Consider the following 20,246-nt stretch of genomic DNA (forward strand, 5'->3'; position numbering starts at 1 on the left):
ATGGGGATAACATGCAGCGTATAAGAAAAATGAAACTGGGCACTCAGGTCGGTTCGGGTTTTGCCATTGTTATTATTATCGGCCTATTAGTGGCCATCTTCGGCAGAACGCATCTGATTGGCCTCGGGAATACCACTGACAATCTTGCCAAGAACCACCTTGCCAACCTCATCGTGCTACAAGAGTTGAAAGATAATCTGAACGTCACGATCAAAGCCACGTTACGCATGCTTATCACAACGGAAAAAACGGTTCTGGAGGACAATCAAAAACTGATTGAAACCACGAGCGCCAAAAACGCAAAGCTCGTCACTCAACTAGAAGAGAATTTACAAGCAAAAGAGGTTCGCAATATTCTGGGTGACCTTCAACAAAACCGCACTGCATTTGCCACCGTAGGCCGTCAATCCGTCGCCCTGTCGCTCAACAATAAACAGGCCGAATCCATCGAGTTAGTCAAAACCCAGCTTGAGCCGATACAAACCAAACTTTTCAACAATCTGAACACCATGATTCAATTGCAGAAAGACTACACCACGCAAACGGCCACCAATGCGATTGAAGAGTCTTACTATGATGGCAATTCACTGTTGATACTGGCAGGCATCGCTTCATTGATTGGTGTGTGCATCGCCTGGCTGATTACTCGCCACATCAAAAAGCAACTGGGTGGCGAACCCACCTATGCCACACAGGTCACACAGGAAATCGCCCAGGGTAATCTCGCCATACCGATTAATCTGGCGACAGGCGACACGACCAGCCTGTTATCCGCCATGAACCACATGCGCAAGAGCCTGAGTGGTATTGTTGAACAGGTGCGTGAAAGCAGTGAATCCATCGCGACCGGAGCCAGCCAGATCGCCGCAGGCAGCACCGATCTCAGCCAGCGCACGGAAGAGCAAGCAGCCAACCTGCAACAAACCGCTGCCTCAATGGAAGAAATGAGCCAAACCGTGAGACAGAACTCAGATACGGTGCGTAACGCTGCACAACTGGCGCAGGCCACCAGCAATACTGCGGCTAAAGGTGGTGAAGCCGTCAACAATATCGTTATCACCATGAAAGAAATTACTGACAGCTCGCAAAAAATTGGTGACATCATCAGCGTCATTGATGGTATCGCTTTTCAGACCAATATTCTGGCGCTCAACGCCGCAGTAGAGGCCGCACGCGCGGGTGAGCAAGGACGAGGTTTTGCCGTAGTCGCTGGCGAAGTGCGCTCGCTGGCACAGCGCTCCGCCACCGCCGCCAAAGAGATTAAAGAGCTGATCGGCCACAGCGTCAAGAAAGTCGAGACGGGTTCTGCTCTGGTCAGCGATGCGGGAACGACGATCGAAGAGTTAGTGCGTCAAGCCCGCCACGTTGCCGACTTGATCAACGAAATTGGCGTCACCACGCAGGAACAAGAATCCGGCGTTTCACAGATTCATGATGCCGTTAACCAACTCGATCAGGTCACCCAGCAGAACGCTGCTCTCGTCGAGCAATCCGCTTCCGCTGCCGATAGCCTGAGCGATCAGGCCGCCCATCTGGTAGAGCTGATGAAAGTCTTCGTCGTTGAAGGCGGGTCGTCGCAGCATGTTGCATCGCCGCTGAAAAGGCCCACCAGCACAACGCTTTCCCTCGCTAATCCTAAAAGCAAAACGGGAAGCAGTAGCCAAAACTGGGAAACCTTTTAACGATTAAGTAAAAGAAAGCCAAACCGCTGAGCAATCAGCGGTTTTTTATCCCTTTTGAACCTGAACACCTCACATCACCACTTAGTACGTTTCCACTATTGATTGAAAAAAGAGTCGCTATGCATTGAAGAAAATGACCAACGCTTTCAATAGGGAAAAGCAATTAATAAAAAATAAAAATTAGCAATTGGCTTTATACCAAGTGAAATAGAATAAAATAAATAGAAAGTAAGAGAAGCGGCGATCTGAGATTATAAAGAACATCAAATATATGATGGTAAAAACACCATATCCTTCAAAAAAAAAGAATAAATGAAAACAAATATCGCTTTAGGGCTGAATAAATAAGCAAAAAATCATAATCGCAACGTTTATTAACATGGTTGTCAATTTAACATTACACCTCCCTCCCCGCTCGCGTGAAGTATAACCCCTATCGATATTGCGGCTTTCCTTTCATCCCTTTATACTCCTGCGCCATCATTTCTCCTTATATGCAAATGTTCTTCCGAACGAATTCACACTCACAGTACACCGCATTTCATCCATCATCACTTAGCGAATAACGTCACAGGAACCAGTAAGCACAGCTTACGTTTATTACCACAAGGAAACGGGCAATGAGTAAAAGGACACATAAACGCGATGGCACTTGCAAAATCAATATGTTCTCGCAACGTTTATTTCACATTACAAGCATACCAGTTCTAACAATAGTCGTTTTCAACATATAATAAGGGACACCATGAATCTCATCAAAAATAGCAGCCTGGGTAAAATGCTAGGGACAGGCTTTACTCTGGTCATTGCCATCGGTTTTCTGGTGGCGATATTTGGTCGTATCCAGTTAGACAAACTCGGCGAAAACATTCAAGTGTTATCGCAAGTCCGTATTGCCAACCTCCTGATGATGGAAGAGTTTAAAGACAACATTAACGCCAATGCGATTGCTGTCAGAAATCTGGTATTGCTGGAAGACGAGAGGCAAATGCAGGAAGAGAAAGCGCGTATCGAGGAGCTAATCTCTCGCAATAACGCACTGCTATTAAAAATAGACGATAGCACTGTCGATAAGCATGCTAAGGGGCTGGTAACCATACTGGAACAGGTACGCCCAGCTTACAGCGTCGCCATGAAAGAGGCTATTACGCTGGCGATGACAGGCAAGAATAACGAAGCACGTGACCTGTTATTAACCGACGTAAAAGCCAAGCAGGATTCTGTCTTTAACGCCTTGAATAACATGGTTAACTGGCAAGAGAAACTCACGGTTGAAATCGCCGATCAATCTTTAAAAAATGCGAATAATGCGGGTACGCTGATGGTCATCATCGCCCTGCTTTCCGTCGTGCTGGGTATACTGATTTCATGGTGGATCACTCGGACGATTAAACGCCAAATCGGGGGGGAACCGGCCTACACGCTGGAAGTAACGCGTCAGGTCGCACAAGGGAATCTGGCCGTTACGATTGAACTACGCGACGGAGACACCACCAGCGTACTGGCGTCGATAGAAGATATGCGTCAAAACCTGAGCAATCTTGTCGGTCAGGTACATCAGAGCAGCGAATCGATCGCCACGGGTGCGACACAGATCGCAATGGGCAACACCGATCTCAGCCAACGCACGGAAGAGCAGGCGGCGAACCTTCAGGAAACCGCCGCCTCGATGGAACAGATGAATACCACGGTGAAACAGAATGCGGCGACCGTGCGCACCGCAACAGAGTTAGCCCATTCTGCCAGCACTACGGCGCAGAAAGGCGGCGATGCAGTCAATAACGTTGTACGGACAATGGAAGATATCACCGCCAGTTCGCGTAAAATCGGCGATATTATCGGTGTCATAGATAGCATTGCTTTCCAGACCAACATTCTGGCCCTCAACGCTGCCGTTGAAGCAGCAAGAGCCGGTGAACAGGGCCGTGGCTTCGCCGTGGTCGCCAGTGAAGTGCGTTCTCTGGCACAGCGTTCCGCTTCCGCCGCGCGTGAAATCAAAGATCTGATTAGCGTAAGCGTAGCGAATGTAGAAATGGGTGAGAAACTGGTTAACGACGCAGGTATCACCATCAAAGACATTGTCGAAAAATCTCAGCACGTTGCTAACCTGCTCAGTGAAATCGGCCTGACAACACACGAGCAGGAACAAGGCGTTGCCCAAGTGAATGATGCGGTGAATCAGCTCGATCAGGTGACGCAGCAGAATGCCGCACTGGTGGAAGAGTCAGCTTCTGCCGCTGACAGCTTGAGTGAGCAGGCCAGAACGCTGCTGGAATTAATGGGCGTTTTCAAAATCAGCGGCGTTCAAGCACCAGCACCGCGACTGACATCACCGATGAAACCGCAAACTGCACCGAGATTGGCTCTAGCCAGCCAATCAGGTAACGCCAGCAGCAATAACTGGGAAACCTTTTAACGAAGACGGCCAAACTATCGTCTCCTTCAATGTTTTATCATAAAAACAAAGCCGCTGAGCCTTCAGCGGTTTTTTGTAGTATAGGGATAGCAAGAATAAATAATAAGGCTAAAAAAACCGCGATAATTAATAAACATCACAATTAGAAATAACAAGTTACAAACTAATAGTGATAAGGAAAGAAAATACTCCTTGCTGGGTATTAATTTGTTGATTGATATTTATTAATCCATCCTAATTACCATAAGAAAATAATATTAAATTTCCGCCGGATAATAAATCAGGGGGGTTTTATTACGCTTATTCTGCCATCAACCTATCACGTTATTGTCTACACTTTATTTGTCATTCCCTTAGCCTGTAAATATCCCCAACAGGCATTCCATACGTGTCTGAACGCGACAATTATTTCCTTTCGCCAATGCAGCGACTGGGCACACATGTCGCCGACATTCCTGCCTCGAAGAAATGTTGGGAGATAAGCGGAATGATAAAAACAATAGAGTTCGTGGGGCGAATCGCGTCTGTACCATCGCCCCTAGCATAAAAAAACGACACCTGCTGTGTCAGATCTCAATAAATAAAAAAGGAACATCATGAAGAATATAAGTTTGGGAAAAATGTTAGGGGCAGGATTTACGCTCATTATCGTTATTGGGTTTTTAGTCGCCATATTGGGTCGCATTCAATTAGAAAAGCTCGGGGGAAATATTCAGTTTTTGTCACAAATGCGTATTTCCAATCTCCTGCTCATGCAGGAAGTTAAAGACAACGTCAACATCGCGGCACGATCCATCAGAAATATTGCGCTACTAACCGACCAACAGCAAATGAAGGTGGAACAAGATCGCATTGAGAAAACCATCGCACGCAATAGCGATTTACTCGTACAAATACGCAAAAACGCGGTGGATAACGAGGCTAAAACACTGCTCGCCACGTTCGAGCAGGCTCGCCCCGCGTATACCAGCAGCATGAAGAAAGCCATCGTTCTGGCTATGACCAGCGAACACGACGCATTTCGTAACGTCCTGCTGACGGAGGTACGCACCACGCAAGCAAGCGTATTCGATACGCTGGATAAAATGGTTGAGATGCAAAAACAACTGACTGTCACGCTCGCCAATGAATCTGAGAATAATGCGTTACGCGCTGGCACCCTAATGCTGATCATCGCACTGGGCTCTGCTCTGCTGGGAGGCGTTGTTGCCTGGTGGATTACCCGGAAAATCAAGCGCCAGCTTGGTGGGGAACCCGCCTATACGCTGGAGATTACCCGCCAGGTTGCACAAGGGAATCTTGCCATCGCTATTGAACGACGCGCCGGAGACACCACCAGCGTCCTCGCTGCGATGGAGGAAATGCGCCAAAGCCTGAGCAATATCGTTGGGCAAGTCCATCAAAGCAGCGAGTCTATCGCCACAGGCGCTAGTCAGATTGCGATGGGGAATACCGATCTCAGCCAGCGCACAGAAGAGCAGGCCGCCAACCTGCAAGAAACCGCTGCTTCCATGGAAGAAATGAATACCACGGTTAAACAGAACGCCGACACCGTGCGCACCGCCGCACAGCTCGCCAACTCAGCCAGTGCCGCCGCCCGTAAAGGAGGGGATGTCGTCAACAACGTCGTGCGGACTATGGAAGAGATCACGGCTAGTTCACGTAAAATCGGCGATATTATTGGCGTGATTGACGGTATTGCTTTCCAAACCAATATTCTGGCACTCAACGCCGCTGTCGAAGCCGCGCGAGCGGGAGAACAGGGACGCGGGTTTGCAGTCGTCGCCGGAGAAGTTCGCTCATTGGCTCAACGCTCCGCTTCTGCTGCGCGTGAAATCAAGGATCTGATTGGCGTTAGCGTAGGAAAAGTGGAAGCCGGTGAGGCGCTCGTTAACGAAGCGGGCATCACCATAGAAGAAGTTGTGGAACAATCGCAGCGAGTCGCCAGCCTTATCACGGAGATCGGCCTGACTACGCATGAGCAGGAACAGGGCGTTTCTCAAGTCAATGATGCGGTGAACCAACTCGATCAGGTCACTCAGCAGAACGCGGCACTGGTTGAAGAGTCGGCTTCCGCCGCAGATAGCCTGAGCCAACAGGCCAAAAATCTGCTTGAACTGATGGGGGTTTTCAAAATTGACGGCGTCCAGCCACAGCGAGCCGCACCACCGGTAGCTACGCAATCCAGACCGAGACTGACGTTAGCTGGCAAGTCGAGTCACCAGAACTGGGAAACCTTTTAAGCATAGAATCGATTCACGCTAAAAAAGACGATTAATACTAAAAAAGCCGCTGAAATATCAGCGGCTTTTCACATCAACAGATTACCTGCTATCAGCAATTACAGCGCCCGACGCAGCCGCGCCACCGCTTCATGCATTTGCTCATCCGTTGCCGTTGCAAAGGACAGACGCAGCGTTGAGTAATCGATATTATCTGGGAAGAAGAACTCACCCGGAACGAAGACAACCCCCTGTTCCAGCGTCTTCTTCAGCCATTCCGTGGTGTTGAAATCGTCCTGACGGAACTTCGCCCACAGGAACATCCCACCTTTCGGCTGGTTGAAGGTGATCACATCACCCAGCTCTTTCTCAATAAGCTGTGCCAGCAGTTCGCCTTTATGCTTATAGGCATGGCGAATTTTTTCGATCTGCGTATCCAAACGGCCCAGCCCCAGATAGCATTCTGCGACGGTCTGCGACAGCGCGCTGGCGTGCAAATCGGCAGCCTGCTTGATAATTGCTACCTTGTGCAACAGCCAGTCCGGCAGAATCGCCCAACCAAGACGCAGACCCGGAGCCAACACTTTCGAGAACGTGGAGGTATACAGTACGTATTCCGTGCTGCCCAGCTTATCCTGCGCCAGTTGGAACAGCGTCGGGTTGCGCTCTTCGGTGAAACGCAATTCGCCATACGGATCGTCTTCGATAATGACAAAACCGTAGCGCTCCGCCAGTTGAACCAATTGCAGGCGACGTTCATAACTCAGCGTCACGCCGCTCGGGTTACCGAAGTTCGGGACAATATAGACGCCCTTGATGCGCTGTTTCTTCAACAGCTCTTCCAGCTCATCAACCACCATGCCGTCGGCATCGGATGACACCGACATCACATTCGCCTGCGCCAGTTCCAGCGTTTGCAGCGCCGCCAGATACGTTGGGCGTTCAACGACGAACACATCGCCGGGATCGATCATCGCACGCATAATCAGGTCCAGTGCCTGCTGTGAACCTGCCGTCACTACGATATCGTCGCCGCGTGTTTTTACGCCGCGCACCGCACACAGATCGGCAATGCGATCGCGCAGTATGCCGCTGCCTTCGGTTAAGCCGTACTGGAATGCCGTTTTCGGCTGTTCGGTAATCGCTAACTGCGTGGCCTGATTTAACCCTTCGAAATCAAACAATGCATCTGATGGGATCCCGCCAGCCAGCGAGATAATGTTTTCCATCTTGCTGTGTTTCAGCAGTTCACGGATGGCGGAACTTTTTAACTGGGCGATGCGGTGCGCTAACAACCCTTCAATGGCCATGTCTTCTTAACCCTTCTACGAAACAGGCCGGTAAACCGGCCCGATATCGACTATTTTATTAACATTATCCGCCTAGATAGGCCGAACGTACCGCTTCATTAGCTAACAATGCCGCACCGGTATCTTCCAATACGATATGGCCGTTTTCAAGTACATAACCCCGGTCAGCCAGTTTCAGCGCCTGATTGGCGTTTTGCTCCACCAGGAAGATAGTCATGCCCTCTTCGCGCAGTTGCTGGATAGTATCAAAAATTTGCAAAATAATAATCGGTGCCAGCCCCAACGATGGCTCGTCCAGCAGCAGTAAACGCGGCTGGCTCATCAGCGCACGACCAATCGCCAGCATCTGCTGCTCACCGCCAGACATGGTGCCGGAACGCTGGGCGCGTCGCTCATACAGGCGCGGGAACAGATCGTAGACGCGCGCAATACGCTCCTGATACTGATCGCGCTCGGCAAAGAACCCGCCCATCGCCAGATTTTCTTCTACCGTCATGCGGGAAAAGACGCGACGACCTTCCGGCACAATCGCGATCGCTTCGCGCATAATCTGCGCCGTCTGCCAGTGTGTGATGTCCTTACCGTCAAACGTAATCGAGCCTTCCGTTGCGCGCGGATCGCCGCACAGCGTGCCCAGCAACGTGGTTTTACCGGCACCGTTAGCACCGATCAACGTGACAATCTCGCCCTGATTAATATGCAGGCTAACCTGATGCAGCGCCTGAATTTTTCCGTAGTGGGCAGAAACCTGATGTAATGACAGCATAAACGTTATCCTTCACCCAAATATGCACGGATGACATCCGGGTTGTTACGAATTTCAGCCGGGGTGCCTTGTGCCAGCGGCGTTCCCTGATTGACGACATAAATCCGGTCGGAAATCCCCATGACCAGCTTCATATCATGTTCAATCAACAGAACAGACACCTGATGGCTATCGCGCAGTTCCACAATTAGCTGATTTAACTCGTCAGTTTCTTTCGGGTTCAGACCCGCGGCGGGTTCATCGAGCATCAGCAGCTCAGGCCGCGTCACCATACAGCGGGCAATTTCCAGACGGCGCTGCTGGCCGTAAGCCAGATTCCCCGCCTGACGGTTCGCTAAATCTAACAGACCGATACGCTCCAGCCACACCGCGGCGCGCTCTTGTGCATCCGCTTCGGCACGGCGAAAACCCGGTGTTTTCAACAGCCCGGCAAACACGCCGCTTTTCAGATGCTGGTGCTGCGCAACCAGCAGGTTCTCGATCACCGACATTTCACGGAACAAACGAACGTGCTGGAATGTGCGCACCACCCCCATACGGGCAATGGCCTGTCCGGGTAACCCTTCCAGATGACGATCGCGCAGCATAATGGTGCCGCCACTCGGGCGATAGAAACCGGTCAGGCAGTTAAAGACCGTGGTTTTCCCTGCACCGTTCGGACCAATCAGCGAGACGATTTCGCCAGTATGAATGTCCATTTCAACGTTGTTGACCGCCAGCAGGCCGCCAAAACGCATCATCAGACCTCGGACTGATAATAGTGGCTGCGTGCTCATGCTTGCTCTTCCTTCTTCGCGACTTTCAACTTCATCTCAGGACGCGTCATCGGCAGCAAGCCTTGCGGACGCCAAATCATCATCAGAACCATCAATGCACCCAGCAACAGCATGCTGTATTCATTCAGGTCACGCATCAGTTCGCGAGACACGACCAGCAGGATCGCAGCGAGAATGACCGCAAACTGCGAGCCCATGCCGCCCAGCACAACGATGGCCAGCACAAAGGCCGACTCAGCAAATGTAAACGATTCCGGGCTGACAAACCCTTGACGCGCGGCAAACAGCGTACCCGCGAACCCAGCGAATGCGGCGCTGATGGTAAAGGCGGTCAGCTTGATGCGCGTTGGGCTCAGCCCCAGAGAACGACAGGCGATCTCATCATCGCGTAGCGCTTCCCAGGCGCGGCCCAGCGGCATCCGCAGCAGACGATTAATCACAAACAGGGTTAATATGACCAACAGCAGCGCGACCAGATACAGGAAGATGACGCGATCGCTGGGGTCATATTGCAGACCGAAGAAATTATGGAACGTATCCCAACCGCCATCGCGCGCGCTGCGGCCAAATTCCAGACCCAAGAAGGTCGGTTTAGGGATCTGGCTGATGCCGTTCGGGCCACCGGTAATTTCGGTATTGTTCAGCAACAGGATACGGACAATTTCGCCGAACCCGAGCGTCACAATCGCCAGATAGTCGCCGCGTAAACGCAGCACCGGGAACCCCAGCAGGAAGCCGGACAGCGCCGCCGCCATGCCCGCCAGCGGCAAACTTTCCCAGAAACCCAATCCGTAATAGTGGTTCAGCAAGGCATAGGTATACGCGCCAATGGCGTAAAACCCGCCGTAGCCCAACACCAGCAGACCGGACAGCCCCACGACGACGTTCAAGCCCAGACCCAGCATCACGTAAATCAATGTGAGGGTGGCAATATCCACCGTACCGCGCGAGACCAGAAACGGCCAGGCAATAGCGGCGATAATCAACGCGGCAGCCAATACCTTCTGCCGTGGCGTACTGCCATCAAAACTGGGCAGCACCAGCGACGGTGCGGAAAATTTCTTGATGCTTTGCTGGAAGAACGGGCGGATCAATTGAAAGAAGAACACCACGATGCAGCCCGCACCAATCCAATACCAGCGAACTTCATCGGCACCGCGCACTACCAGTTTGGTGCCATCCAGCGCCAGTTGCATGCCCATTAAAAACGAGGCCAGCACCAGCAGCATGAACGCGGAAACTAACGCATTAAACAGGTTGAGCTGTTTCATACCTTCTCAACCTCCGGGCGACCCAGAATGCCAGTAGGCATCACCAGCAGCACCACAATCAGCAGCGCAAATGACACCGCATCTTTGTATTCCGTGCTCAGGTAAGCGGACGTCAGCGCTTCCGCTACGCCTAAAATCAGCCCGCCGATCATCGCACCTGGGATACTACCAATCCCACCCAGTACCGCAGCCGTAAAGGCTTTCATTCCGGCCATGAAGCCAATGTAGGGGTTGATGACACCGTAAAATTGTCCCAGCAGCACACCGGCAACGGCGGCCATGAGCGCGCCAATGACGAAGGTCAGAGAGATGACGCGATCGGTGCTGATACCCAACAGGCTAGCCATTTTCAAGTCTTCCGCACAGGCACGACAGGCGCGTCCCATACGGGAATAGCGAATAAATAGCGTCAGCGCCAGCATGGCGAGGAATGTAACAATCCAGATGGTCAACTGCATGGTGCTAATGGTGGCAGTAAAGCCATTGCTTTCACCCAGCACCCACTGGCCGGTCACCAGACTCGGCAGCGCAACATCACGTGAGCCTTGATTCAGACTGACGTAGTTTTGCAGGAAAATCGACATCCCGATGGCAGAAATCAGGGCAATCAGACGCTTTGACGTTCGCACGGGACGGTAGGCCACCCGTTCGATACTCCAGCCATAAGCGCTGGAAATCACTACGGCGGCAATGAAGGCAACGCTAATCAGCAGCCAGCCAGTGTCGATGCCCATCATCATCAGGGCCGCAATAACAATAAAGGAGACATAGCTACCGATCATATAAACCTCGCCGTGTGCGAAGTTAATCATGCCGATAATGCCGTAGACCATGGTGTAACCAATGGCGATCAGCGCATAGGTGCTGCCCAACGTCAGGCCGTTGAACATCTGCTGAAGAAAGTAGAGGAACTGCTCGGACATACCTTAACCTTAAATGCCGCCCCCGCGCCTTGCGGCAACGGGGGCTTCGGTATTGAGGGATTCGTAGTGGTACACACTCAGAAAGCGGAGAATGCTCTCCACGCAAAAGAGGCAGACAACGGCACATTCATCCGCTACCGCCTCCCCGGCATGATGATTATTTCACTGCGCTGGAAGTACCGTCTTTGTGCCACTCAAATACGCCAAATTCAAACCCTTTCAGGTCGCCTTTTGCATCCCAGCTTAATGGCCCCATTACGGTATCCACGGAGTTTGCTTTCAGATCCGCGACCAGTTTTTCCGGCTCATCGCTACCGGTACGAGTCATCGCCGTGGTCAGCGATTGCAGCGCAGCGTAGGTCGTCCAGACGAACGGGCCCGTTGGATCCAGTTTCTTGGCCTTCAGCGCATCCACAATCGGTTGGTTAGCTGGCACCTGATCATAGCGCTTCGGCAGCGTCACCAGCATACCTTCAGACGCATCGCCTGCGATGTTGGACAGCGAGGAGTTACCCACGCCTTCTGGCCCCATGAATTTGGTGGTCATGCCAGCCTGACGTGCCTGACGCAGAATCTGCCCCATTTCCGGGTAGTAACCGCCGAAATAAACGAAATCGACGTTCTCTTTCTTCATACGTGCAATCAGCGTGGAGAAATCTTTGTCACCCGCTGTCACACCTTCAAACAGCACAACATTCGCGCCGGCTTTTTTCAGGCTATCCTGAACAGAGCGGGCTAGGCCTTCGCCGTATTGCTGCTTGTCATGAACCACGGCGATGCGCTGCGGTTTGAGGGATTCGACAATGTATTTAGCCGAAGTTGGCCCCTGATCGGAGTCCAGCCCCGTCGTGCGCAGCACCATTTTGTAGCCGCGCGTCGTCAAATCGGCGTTGGTTGCCGCAGGCGTAATCATGATCACGCCTTCTTCTTCATAGATATTAGACGCAGGCTGCGTGGAGGAGGAACACAGATGACCAATCACATAACGGATACCGTCAGTGACAACTTTGTTCGCGACAGCAACCGCCTGCTTAGGGTCGCACGCGTCATCATATTCAACGCCAACCAGCTTGTTACCGTTTACGCCGCCTTTTGCGTTGATGTCAGCAATGGCCTGGCGCGCACCAATGAACTCCATATCACCATACTGCGCAACGGGACCAGACATCGCACCAACAACCGCGACCTTAATATCGGCAGCATTAACGGCATGGCTAAACGCCACCGCCACACAACTCATCAGCAATACTTTACCTTTACTGAATTTCATTCTTTTTACCCCATCTGTCATTATGGATATTGCCGAAAACCTGACCGCCATCCGCCATAACCTGGCTATTTTCTTATAAGTAAGAAAGGCTTAGGTTATTATTAGTAATAATTTCTAATAAGGCTTTATTTTTCATATTATTAAACAGGAATATTATGCTGCAAATCAACTAACACTGTCAGAAACAAGCGGAGCAAACAGCATAAAATGCCAGATGCAAAAACCAGCATTTAATTTATATATAGTCAGATATTCTACTTTATGCATTAATTGTTGATGGATTACTCGAAAAACAAAGAATACGAAAAACATTTGCCCTATTAACCATAACGCTCAAATTACACAACTGTTCCACTACAAAACAACTACATTATTCTTCACTCACATGATGGAGTGCCGATAAAAATGAAACTAACCGTTGAATGCCTCACCCGGCTCAGCTCTCAGGATAAAATTGATCTGGCGAAAATTTGGCCGCATCAGAACATTGAATTACTCGAAGAAGGGCTCACGCCCGATCGGCGGTTGTTTACCGCTCGTTTTAACGATCGGCTATTAGGCGGAGTGCTGGTCGAGATTGAAGGGGAATATGCGGAACTGAGCGATCTGATGGTGCGAGAAGTCACGCGCCGACGTGGCGTAGGACAATTGTTGATTGACGAAGCGCGTCGTCAGCTTCCTGAAGTTAAAGAGTGGTGGCTGGCCACGGCCAATCATGCCGCGATCAAAGAAGAAGTACTGGCACGCTTTATGGTGTCCTGCGGCTTCTCACCCGTATCCGGCGGCTGGCGCTATATCCGCAGAAAAGAAACACCGCTGATCCTTGACGTCATCAATCCAGAGAAGCCATAAACCTCCCTCGAATTCCTGACGCTCACAGCAGACAAAAACAAAACGACCGGGCATTACCCGGTCGCTTACCAAGAGACGATGAAAACGATTAGGCTTCTATCGCCGCTCGCAGTTTTTTCATCGCATTCTTTTCTAACTGACGCACACGCTCTGCGGAAACGCCGTATTGATCGGCCAGTTCCTGCAAGGTGGATTTGTTGTCATCATCCAGCCAGCGCGCGCGAATAATGTGCTGGCTACGTTCATCCAGCCCTTCCAGCGCGTAGGTGAGCTTATCGGCCGCATGCGTATCCCAGTTGTCTTCTTCAATGCCACCGGCAAAGTCAGACGATTTATCCTGTAGGTAAAGCATTGGCGACATCGCTTTGCCGTCGTGAGAATCTTCTTCCGGCGTCGGATCGAACGTCATGTCCTGCGCCGCCATACGGGATTCCATCTCACGCACGTCTTTGCTGGTCACGCCAAGTTCACGCGCGACCAGTTCGACCTCATCCTGATTAAACCAGCCGAGACGTGTTTTCGTCTTCCGCAGGTTAAAGAACAGCTTACGCTGTGCTTTGGTGGTCGCCACTTTCACGATACGCCAGTTACGCAGCACGTATTCATGAATTTCAGCTTTGATCCAATGCACGGCGAAAGAAACCAGACGCACGCCAACTTCAGGGTTGAAGCGACGTACCGCCTTCATCAGGCCGATGTTCCCTTCCTGAATCAGGTCCGCTTGCGGCAGGCCGTAACCGGAATAATTGCGGGCAACGTGAATAACAAAGCGCAGGTGTGACAGAATCAGGTGCTTAGCAGCCTCCAGATCGCCCTGATAATGCAGTCGTTCAGCCAGCGCCCGCTCTTCCTCCGCCGTCAGCATCGGATAGGCATTGGCGGCACGAATATACCCTTCCAGACTGCCCTGGGGAACTAAGGTGAAAGTTTGCATATCTTTGGTCATTCAACCCTCTCAGTTGCTCTACTCGTCATATTACAATCGGCTATCTTAGCACTGCTTCGCCGCATCGTTTTGCGTGAAAATGGCAAAATGCGGCACCTTAAAGCGTATTTATCGAATACCTTAAAATCCGTCTATTCAGACTGTGATTTCGCTCGCAAGTTCCTATCATTTTATTCACCTCATGCCAGAGATCAAGCAGGAGACAAACGAACGGTGAATCAAAGGGAAAACACAGCGGGAAGTACAAAGAAGAGATGTCGCTGAGGAGGTTTCCCCTGCAATACGGTCTGAATTACAGGGGAAAATTATACCAGAAAAAGCTTACTGTGGTGTAAAACGGCGTAAATGTTGTACCGTTGCCAACCAGGCGGCCAACCAGCCAATCATACCGGCGATTAACAGCAGCAGCAGGGACTCGTCCCAGCTCAGCCCTTTGACGGCAAACGTCGTACCGAAGACGGCAGCAACCTGCGCCACCACCGCATCCAATTTCCAGACCAGCGCTTGCGATAGGATCAGCGACAACACCGCACCGCCGACACCCATTGCCGCACCGCCGTTCAGGAACGGACGCAGAATAAAACCGTCCGTCGCGCCGATCAATTTCATCACGTTGATGGTTTCACGGCGGCTGAAAATACTCAGACGCACGCTGTTACCGATCACCAAAAAGACGGCAATAACCATCAGGACGCCAATCGTTGCAGAAATTTGCCCGACCAGATTGGTCAACGCCACCAGTCGTGCGAACCAACTGTCGTCCATCCGTACTTCAGCCACGCCCTGCGTCGCCGCCACGCGATCGCGCAGCGTTGTCAGCGTGGTCGAATCCTGAAAACTCATTTTCGGCGTGATAATCGCGACTGCCGGCAGCGGATTTTCTTCCAGCATATCCAACGCGCCGCCAAAACCGGACCAGTTGCGGAACTCGCCCATCGCTTCATTACGCGACAGGTAATTGACCTTATCGACGCCGTCTTCAGATTGAAGCTGCGTGATGACGGCCTGCGCCGCGTTGTCATCCAGCGATTTATCCAGATACACCGTCAACTGCGGCGATGGATACCACTGTGTGGCGGCCTGACTCACGTTTTTCCATACCAGATAACAGATGCTGGGCAACGCCAGCGAGATGGCGATGACCATCACGGTCAGAAAAGTGGCCAACGGCTGGCGCAGCATATCGGCCAGCGTATTGGTCCAGGCATAGCGCCACTGTTCCTGCCAGCCACCGCGCAGTGCTTTCGCTTTTGCGACAGGCTTTTTCGCATTACGGACGTTATTCGCCATTGTGGTTTCCCCCCACCATGCGGCCATCCGACAGCGTCAGCACACGGTAATGACGGCGGGCGATCAGCCCAGTATCATGCGTCGCCATCAGTACCGTGACACCGACACGATTGAATTCTTCAAACAGGCGTAAAATCCCTTCTGACAGCGCTTCGTCCAGGTTACCGGTCGGTTCATCCGCCAGCAACACCGCGGGTTTGTTCACCACCGCGCGCGCAATGCCCACACGCTGCTGCTCACCGCCGGATAACTGGATTGGATAGTTCTTCGCTTTATCCAGCAGGCCTACTTTGTCCAGTGCCGCAGATACCCGACGACGAATATCCTCACTGCTGGCGCCTGCGATAATGAGCGGCATCGCAACGTTGTCATAGACCGTGCGCTCCATCAGCAGGTGGTGATCCTGAAAGATCATACCGATCTGACGCCGCAGAAACGGGACTTCGCGTTTTTTCAGGCGGCTAATATTGTGGCCGCCAAACAGAATCTGACCCGCGCTGGGACGTTCAATGCCACAAATCAGTTTCAGCAGGGTACTTTTCCCCGCGCCGGAATGGCCGGTCAGGAACGCCATTTCCGCTGGGCGCAGATGGAAATCCACCCCTTGCAATGCCTGACGCCCACCGAGGTAAGCTTTACTGACCTGTTCAAAACGAATCATCCGTTTTAATCCTCTCGGGCAAAAAGTGCCTCAATAAAATCGTCGGCCTTGAATGGCCGTAAATCTTCAATGCCTTCACCTACCCCAATATAGCGGATAGGAATCGCAAACTGGTCGGCAATGGCGAAAATCACGCCGCCTTTCGCGGTCCCGTCTAGCTTAGTCAAGGTAATGCCCGTCAGCCCAACCGCCTCATTAAACAGCTTGGCCTGACTCACCGCGTTTTGCCCGGTGCTGGCATCCAGCGTCAGCATCACTTCATGCGGTGCGTCTTCGTCCAGCTTCTTCATCACGCGCACGATCTTTTTCAGCTCTTCCATCAGGTGCGCTTTGTTCTGCAAACGCCCTGCGGTATCCGCAATCAGGACATCCACACCGCGCGCTTTCGCGGCCTGAATCGCATCGAAAATCACCGATGCCGAATCCGCACCGGTATGTTGCGCGACCACTGCCACGTTATTGCGCTGTCCCCAGACCTGAAGCTGCTCGACGGCTGCCGCACGGAAGGTATCTCCCGCCGCCAGCATCACAGATTTGCCTTGCGCCTGGAACTGACGTGCCATTTTACCGATGGTGGTGGTTTTACCCACGCCATTAACGCCAACCATCAGAATGACATACGGCGTTTTGCCTTCGATATTCAGCGGGGCGTCCACCTTAGCAAGAATCTCCGCCATTTCTTCTTTCAGCTTAACAAAAAGCGTATCAGCATCTTTCAGTTGGCGACGACTGACGTGCTCCGTCAGGCTACTGATGATTTTACGGGTGGTCTCAACCCCGACATCCGCAATCAGCAGTTGTTCTTCCAGTTCATCAAACAGATCGTCGTCGATTTTCTTACCGCGAAACAATCCGATAAATCCGGAACCGAGGTTCTGGCGCGTTTTCACCAGGCTGCGTTTCAGCCGAGCGAAGAAACCTTCTTTCGTCGGGCGTTCTTGCTCTTGCGCCACAACAGGCACGTCATCCCGTTGCTCACTTTCCTGTTCTTCATCCTGCTCTTCCAACTGCGCGACGCCCAACTCCGCGTCAACCACCGTCACACTTTCTGCGATCTCGACCTGCACGATCGGATCGGCGATATTTCGATCAAGAACATCATGTTCGATCGTGTCACGATCGTCTGCCTCAACGGTAACCTCACGCTCGGCGACCAGTAGGTCCAGCGCTTGCGCTTCAACCTCTATCTTTTCTTCAACGACCCTATTTTCTTCAACGGCGCGACTTTCTTCAGATACGGATTCTTCCGGCAGCGGTTGCTCTACGCACTCTGGCGTAGGCTCAACGGTCTGGTGAGTCGATGCGGCGGCATCCGATTCAGCAACGGGCACATCTTCAACGACCGGTTGCTCTTGTTGTTTTTCTTCTTGCTTCCCGAGTCCCAGCCAGGAAAAAAAACCGCGCTTCTTTTCTTTTGACATGTGTAATCGCGCTCCACGCTGCGAATCAATCAATGAAAATTATATTTAAACAACAAGTTTAACACTTTCCTGCCGACAGCAACACGCAGCCAGCGGGGCAATGACGGACAATTCTCCGTGCTACCGACAATCTTCGTAACGAAAGGCAATGTCCGTTACGAAGTGTGTCAAACGTCGCGCGTTACCAGAAGACCGCCGACAGCACAAAATTTTGGCTTAAGCGCCTTAACGTCCATCTTAACATTCCCTCGACACGTAACCGCCGCTAGAATAGCGCCAGAAATTTTCTGCCCGCATCCACACCATGATGATGCGGCACAACAATAACCCTGTGAGCTATGGCTAAAAAAAATGCATCGTCAGCCGCCGGACAAATCCGAATCATCGGTGGTCAATGGCGCGGCAGAAAACTCCCGGTTCCTGATAGCCCCGGTTTACGTCCCACGACCGATCGCGTGCGGGAAACGCTGTTTAACTGGCTAGCCCCCGTCATTCAGCAGGCGCGCTGTCTGGACTGCTTTGCCGGTAGCGGTGCGCTCGGGCTGGAAGCGCTGTCTCGTTATGCGGCTCATGCCACATTATTGGAGATGGAGCGTGCAGTCGCCCAGCAATTAACGCAAAATCTGGCACTGCTTCGGGCGGAAAACGCTGAGGTGGTCAATACTGATGCCCTGAGCTGGCTGGCGAAGCCGGGTACTCCGTTTGACGTCGTGTTTCTCGATCCGCCGTTCCGCAAAGAACTGCTGAACAACACGCTTGCTCTGCTGGAACAACAGGGCTGGCTGGCACCAGACGCGTGGATTTACGTGGAAACAGAGGCGGAAAATGCGCAACTGACCATCCCGGAGAATTGGCAACTGCACCGTGAAAAAATTGCGGGTCAGGTCGCCTACCGTTTGTATATCCGTCAGTGATCTTTGCAGCAACGTAAGGGTAAGAGATGATTTTGATTAACCTTGGCAGATTATTGATGCTGGGCGTGTGGGGATTCCTGTTGCTTAATCTGATTCAGCCGTTTCCCAAGCCGTTGAATATCTTCATGACCGTGGCGATGGTGTTTATGATCCTGATGCACGGTTTTCAACTGCTGCTGTTGAAATCCAGCCAACCGAAAGACAGCCCTGCGCTGGACCGGACGCTTCAGGCGCGTATTTTCCTTTTTGGTGTGTTTGAACTGCTGGCGTGGCAGAAAAAACAGCCCAAGCCACCGAAGCCGTAAGCGCTACTGGGGCACAATATTTCCTGGGGCACCAGGCATCAATACCGTGCCCTTTCGTCCCACAGAGGGCGCACCGCAAAAATCAGGACTTTTTACCGGGAAGGTAAGGGAACGCGGTGACGTTATCGCCTAAATCAGAAATGCGGGCGCTGCCTTTTTCCGTCACGGCATCAATACGAATAATCGCCTGTAACGGGATGAAACTGCGGCTCACGCCGGAGAATTCCGTTTTCAGTTTCTCGGTTGACGGGTCAACCAACACCGTAGACTGGCTATCAAATACAAAGTCGGCAATTTCAATAAAACCAAACAGGCTGCTTTGCACCAACTCACGCACGTAAAGCTGGTAATTCTTACCGTTATTTATAAATTGAATACGATAAAGTGCGGATTCATTACTCATTAAACACAATGCTCCCTTCAGAGACGTCGCGGCGTAAAAACGGGCGATAACATAACATGAAGCTCACGAAAGGCGCATCCGTCTCACGCCGTGTTGTTTAACTTCCTCACAATCCCCTACACTGGATAAAGAACGGTTTATTTTTATCCTGACACAAACAAAAACACAAAAAGGACACGCTATGCTTTGGTCATTTATTGCTGTGCTTTTTTCTGGTTGGCTGTATGTGGACGCCAGCTATCGTGGCCCAACATGGCAGCGTTGGTTATTCAAACCCGTCACAATGCTATTGCTGCTGGCGCTAGCCTGGCAGACACCACTGCTCGGCGTGCCGGGCTATCTGATCGTGCTGGGGCTACTGGCTACGCTGGTGGCAGATACCCTGCTGCTGCTCCCGACTCAGCGCCTGCTTTACGCCTTTGCGGCCTATTTCCTCTCCCACCTGCTGTACACCATCGGTTTTTTTACCGGGCAAGTCTCGTTCACCTTTTTCTGGCCGTTGGCATTGACGCTGATCGTTGTGGCCGCACTCCTTATCGCCATTATCTGGGGGCGATTAGATGCACAACGCTGGCCTGCCTGCGCGTTTATTATCATGACAACGCTGATGGTGTGGATTGCCGGTGAGCGTTATTTTGCACTGGGGACAAGCGCGAACTTCTCCCTGCTAACGGGCACCGTACTGCTGTTTATCGCCCATGCGATATGGCTGATTCACCATTATCGTTTCCCGTTCCGCGCCCATCAGGCGATAGTGGCGGCGGGCTATTTTGGCGGCCATTTCCTGATCGTGCGCTCCCTCTATTTCTGACGTTCGC

The 20,246-nt window shown here is 51.8% G+C and carries 18 protein-coding genes; 7 read left to right on the forward strand and 11 right to left on the reverse strand.

Annotation, left to right across the window (positions count from 1 at the left end):
- The first annotated feature begins 11 nt into the window (after positions 1-11).
- From A8F97_RS17850 to A8F97_RS17860, 3 genes are all read left to right on the forward strand, one after another.
- The gene (locus A8F97_RS17850; RefSeq protein ID WP_012821953.1) at positions 12-1,682 is read left to right on the forward strand and encodes a methyl-accepting chemotaxis protein; all 1,671 of its coding nucleotides are present in this window, start codon (positions 12-14) and stop codon (positions 1,680-1,682) included.
- A 745-nt stretch (positions 1,683-2,427) separates the two neighbouring features.
- Positions 2,428-4,098, forward strand: a complete 1,671-nt coding sequence (locus A8F97_RS17855) for a methyl-accepting chemotaxis protein (protein WP_033072361.1) — start codon at positions 2,428-2,430, stop codon at positions 4,096-4,098.
- Between the two features lie 596 nt (positions 4,099-4,694).
- Positions 4,695-6,341 (forward strand): methyl-accepting chemotaxis protein, encoded by a 1,647-nt coding sequence (locus A8F97_RS17860; RefSeq protein WP_033072362.1) that lies wholly within the window; start codon positions 4,695-4,697, stop codon positions 6,339-6,341.
- Positions 6,342-6,439: 98 nt separating this feature from the next.
- On the opposite strand, the gene A8F97_RS17865 is transcribed toward A8F97_RS17860, so the two are convergent.
- From A8F97_RS17865 to A8F97_RS17890, 6 genes are all read right to left on the reverse strand, one after another.
- Positions 6,440-7,630 (reverse strand): aminotransferase-like domain-containing protein, encoded by a 1,191-nt coding sequence (locus A8F97_RS17865; protein ID WP_012821950.1) that lies wholly within the window; start codon positions 7,628-7,630, stop codon positions 6,440-6,442.
- Positions 7,631-7,694: 64 nt separating this feature from the next.
- Positions 7,695-8,396 carry a high-affinity branched-chain amino acid ABC transporter ATP-binding protein LivF gene (livF, locus tag A8F97_RS17870; RefSeq protein WP_005976440.1) on the reverse strand — a complete coding sequence of 234 codons (702 nt, stop codon included), beginning with the start codon at positions 8,394-8,396 and terminating at the stop codon, positions 7,695-7,697.
- A 5-nt stretch (positions 8,397-8,401) separates the two neighbouring features.
- Positions 8,402-9,172, reverse strand: a complete 771-nt coding sequence (gene livG / locus A8F97_RS17875) for a high-affinity branched-chain amino acid ABC transporter ATP-binding protein LivG (protein ID WP_012821949.1) — start codon at positions 9,170-9,172, stop codon at positions 8,402-8,404.
- Positions 9,169-10,443, reverse strand: coding sequence for a high-affinity branched-chain amino acid ABC transporter permease LivM (locus tag A8F97_RS17880; protein ID WP_012821948.1), 1,275 nt, complete (start codon positions 10,441-10,443; stop codon positions 9,169-9,171). Before A8F97_RS17880 ends, livG begins: the two co-directional genes overlap by 4 nt.
- Positions 10,440-11,366 (reverse strand): high-affinity branched-chain amino acid ABC transporter permease LivH, encoded by a 927-nt coding sequence (gene livH, locus A8F97_RS17885; RefSeq protein ID WP_005976436.1) that lies wholly within the window; start codon positions 11,364-11,366, stop codon positions 10,440-10,442. Before livH ends, A8F97_RS17880 begins: the two co-directional genes overlap by 4 nt.
- A 157-nt stretch (positions 11,367-11,523) precedes the next feature.
- Complete coding sequence (locus A8F97_RS17890; RefSeq protein ID WP_025919969.1) at positions 11,524-12,636, reverse strand: branched-chain amino acid ABC transporter substrate-binding protein; 1,113 nt, start codon at positions 12,634-12,636, stop codon at positions 11,524-11,526.
- Positions 12,637-13,041: 405 nt separating this feature from the next.
- Between A8F97_RS17890 and panM the strand changes: the two genes are divergently transcribed.
- Positions 13,042-13,488, forward strand: a complete 447-nt coding sequence (gene panM, locus A8F97_RS17895; protein WP_012821946.1) for an aspartate 1-decarboxylase autocleavage activator PanM — start codon at positions 13,042-13,044, stop codon at positions 13,486-13,488.
- An 88-nt stretch (positions 13,489-13,576) separates the two neighbouring features.
- On the opposite strand, the gene rpoH is transcribed toward panM, so the two are convergent.
- The 4 genes from rpoH to ftsY form a co-directional block, all read right to left on the reverse strand.
- On the reverse strand, positions 13,577-14,434 hold the full coding sequence (gene rpoH, locus A8F97_RS17900) for an RNA polymerase sigma factor RpoH (protein WP_012821945.1): 858 nt from the start codon (positions 14,432-14,434) through the stop codon (positions 13,577-13,579).
- 321 nt (positions 14,435-14,755) lie between these two features.
- The gene (gene ftsX, locus A8F97_RS17905; RefSeq protein ID WP_012821944.1) at positions 14,756-15,724 is read right to left on the reverse strand and encodes a permease-like cell division protein FtsX; all 969 of its coding nucleotides are present in this window, start codon (positions 15,722-15,724) and stop codon (positions 14,756-14,758) included.
- Positions 15,714-16,385: a cell division ATP-binding protein FtsE gene (ftsE, locus tag A8F97_RS17910; protein WP_005976428.1), complete on the reverse strand. Its 672-nt coding sequence runs from the start codon at positions 16,383-16,385 to the stop codon at positions 15,714-15,716. The genes ftsX and ftsE overlap by 11 nt, the downstream gene beginning before the upstream one ends.
- Before the next feature lie 5 nt (positions 16,386-16,390).
- Positions 16,391-17,806 (reverse strand): signal recognition particle-docking protein FtsY, encoded by a 1,416-nt coding sequence (ftsY, locus tag A8F97_RS17915; protein ID WP_033072363.1) that lies wholly within the window; start codon positions 17,804-17,806, stop codon positions 16,391-16,393.
- 338 nt (positions 17,807-18,144) lie between these two features.
- On the opposite strand from ftsY, the gene rsmD reads away from it, so the two are divergent.
- Both rsmD and A8F97_RS17925 read left to right on the forward strand, forming a co-directional pair.
- Positions 18,145-18,720: a 16S rRNA (guanine(966)-N(2))-methyltransferase gene (gene rsmD / locus A8F97_RS17920; protein ID WP_010306568.1), complete on the forward strand. Its 576-nt coding sequence runs from the start codon at positions 18,145-18,147 to the stop codon at positions 18,718-18,720.
- A 29-nt stretch (positions 18,721-18,749) separates the two neighbouring features.
- Positions 18,750-19,025, forward strand: coding sequence for a DUF1145 family protein (locus A8F97_RS17925; RefSeq protein ID WP_161546507.1), 276 nt, complete (start codon positions 18,750-18,752; stop codon positions 19,023-19,025).
- Positions 19,026-19,107: 82 nt separating this feature from the next.
- Here A8F97_RS17925 and A8F97_RS17930 read toward each other — a convergent pair whose 3' ends face one another.
- Positions 19,108-19,428, reverse strand: coding sequence for a DUF1820 family protein (locus A8F97_RS17930; protein ID WP_005976419.1), 321 nt, complete (start codon positions 19,426-19,428; stop codon positions 19,108-19,110).
- 181 nt (positions 19,429-19,609) lie between these two features.
- Here A8F97_RS17930 and A8F97_RS17935 point away from each other — a divergent pair, with 181 nt between their 5' ends.
- The gene (locus A8F97_RS17935) at positions 19,610-20,239 is read left to right on the forward strand and encodes a lysoplasmalogenase (protein ID WP_012821942.1); all 630 of its coding nucleotides are present in this window, start codon (positions 19,610-19,612) and stop codon (positions 20,237-20,239) included.
- The last annotated feature ends 7 nt before the right edge of the window (positions 20,240-20,246 follow it).

Source organism: Pectobacterium parmentieri, assembly GCF_001742145.1.
Classification (GTDB): domain Bacteria; phylum Pseudomonadota; class Gammaproteobacteria; order Enterobacterales; family Enterobacteriaceae; genus Pectobacterium; species Pectobacterium parmentieri.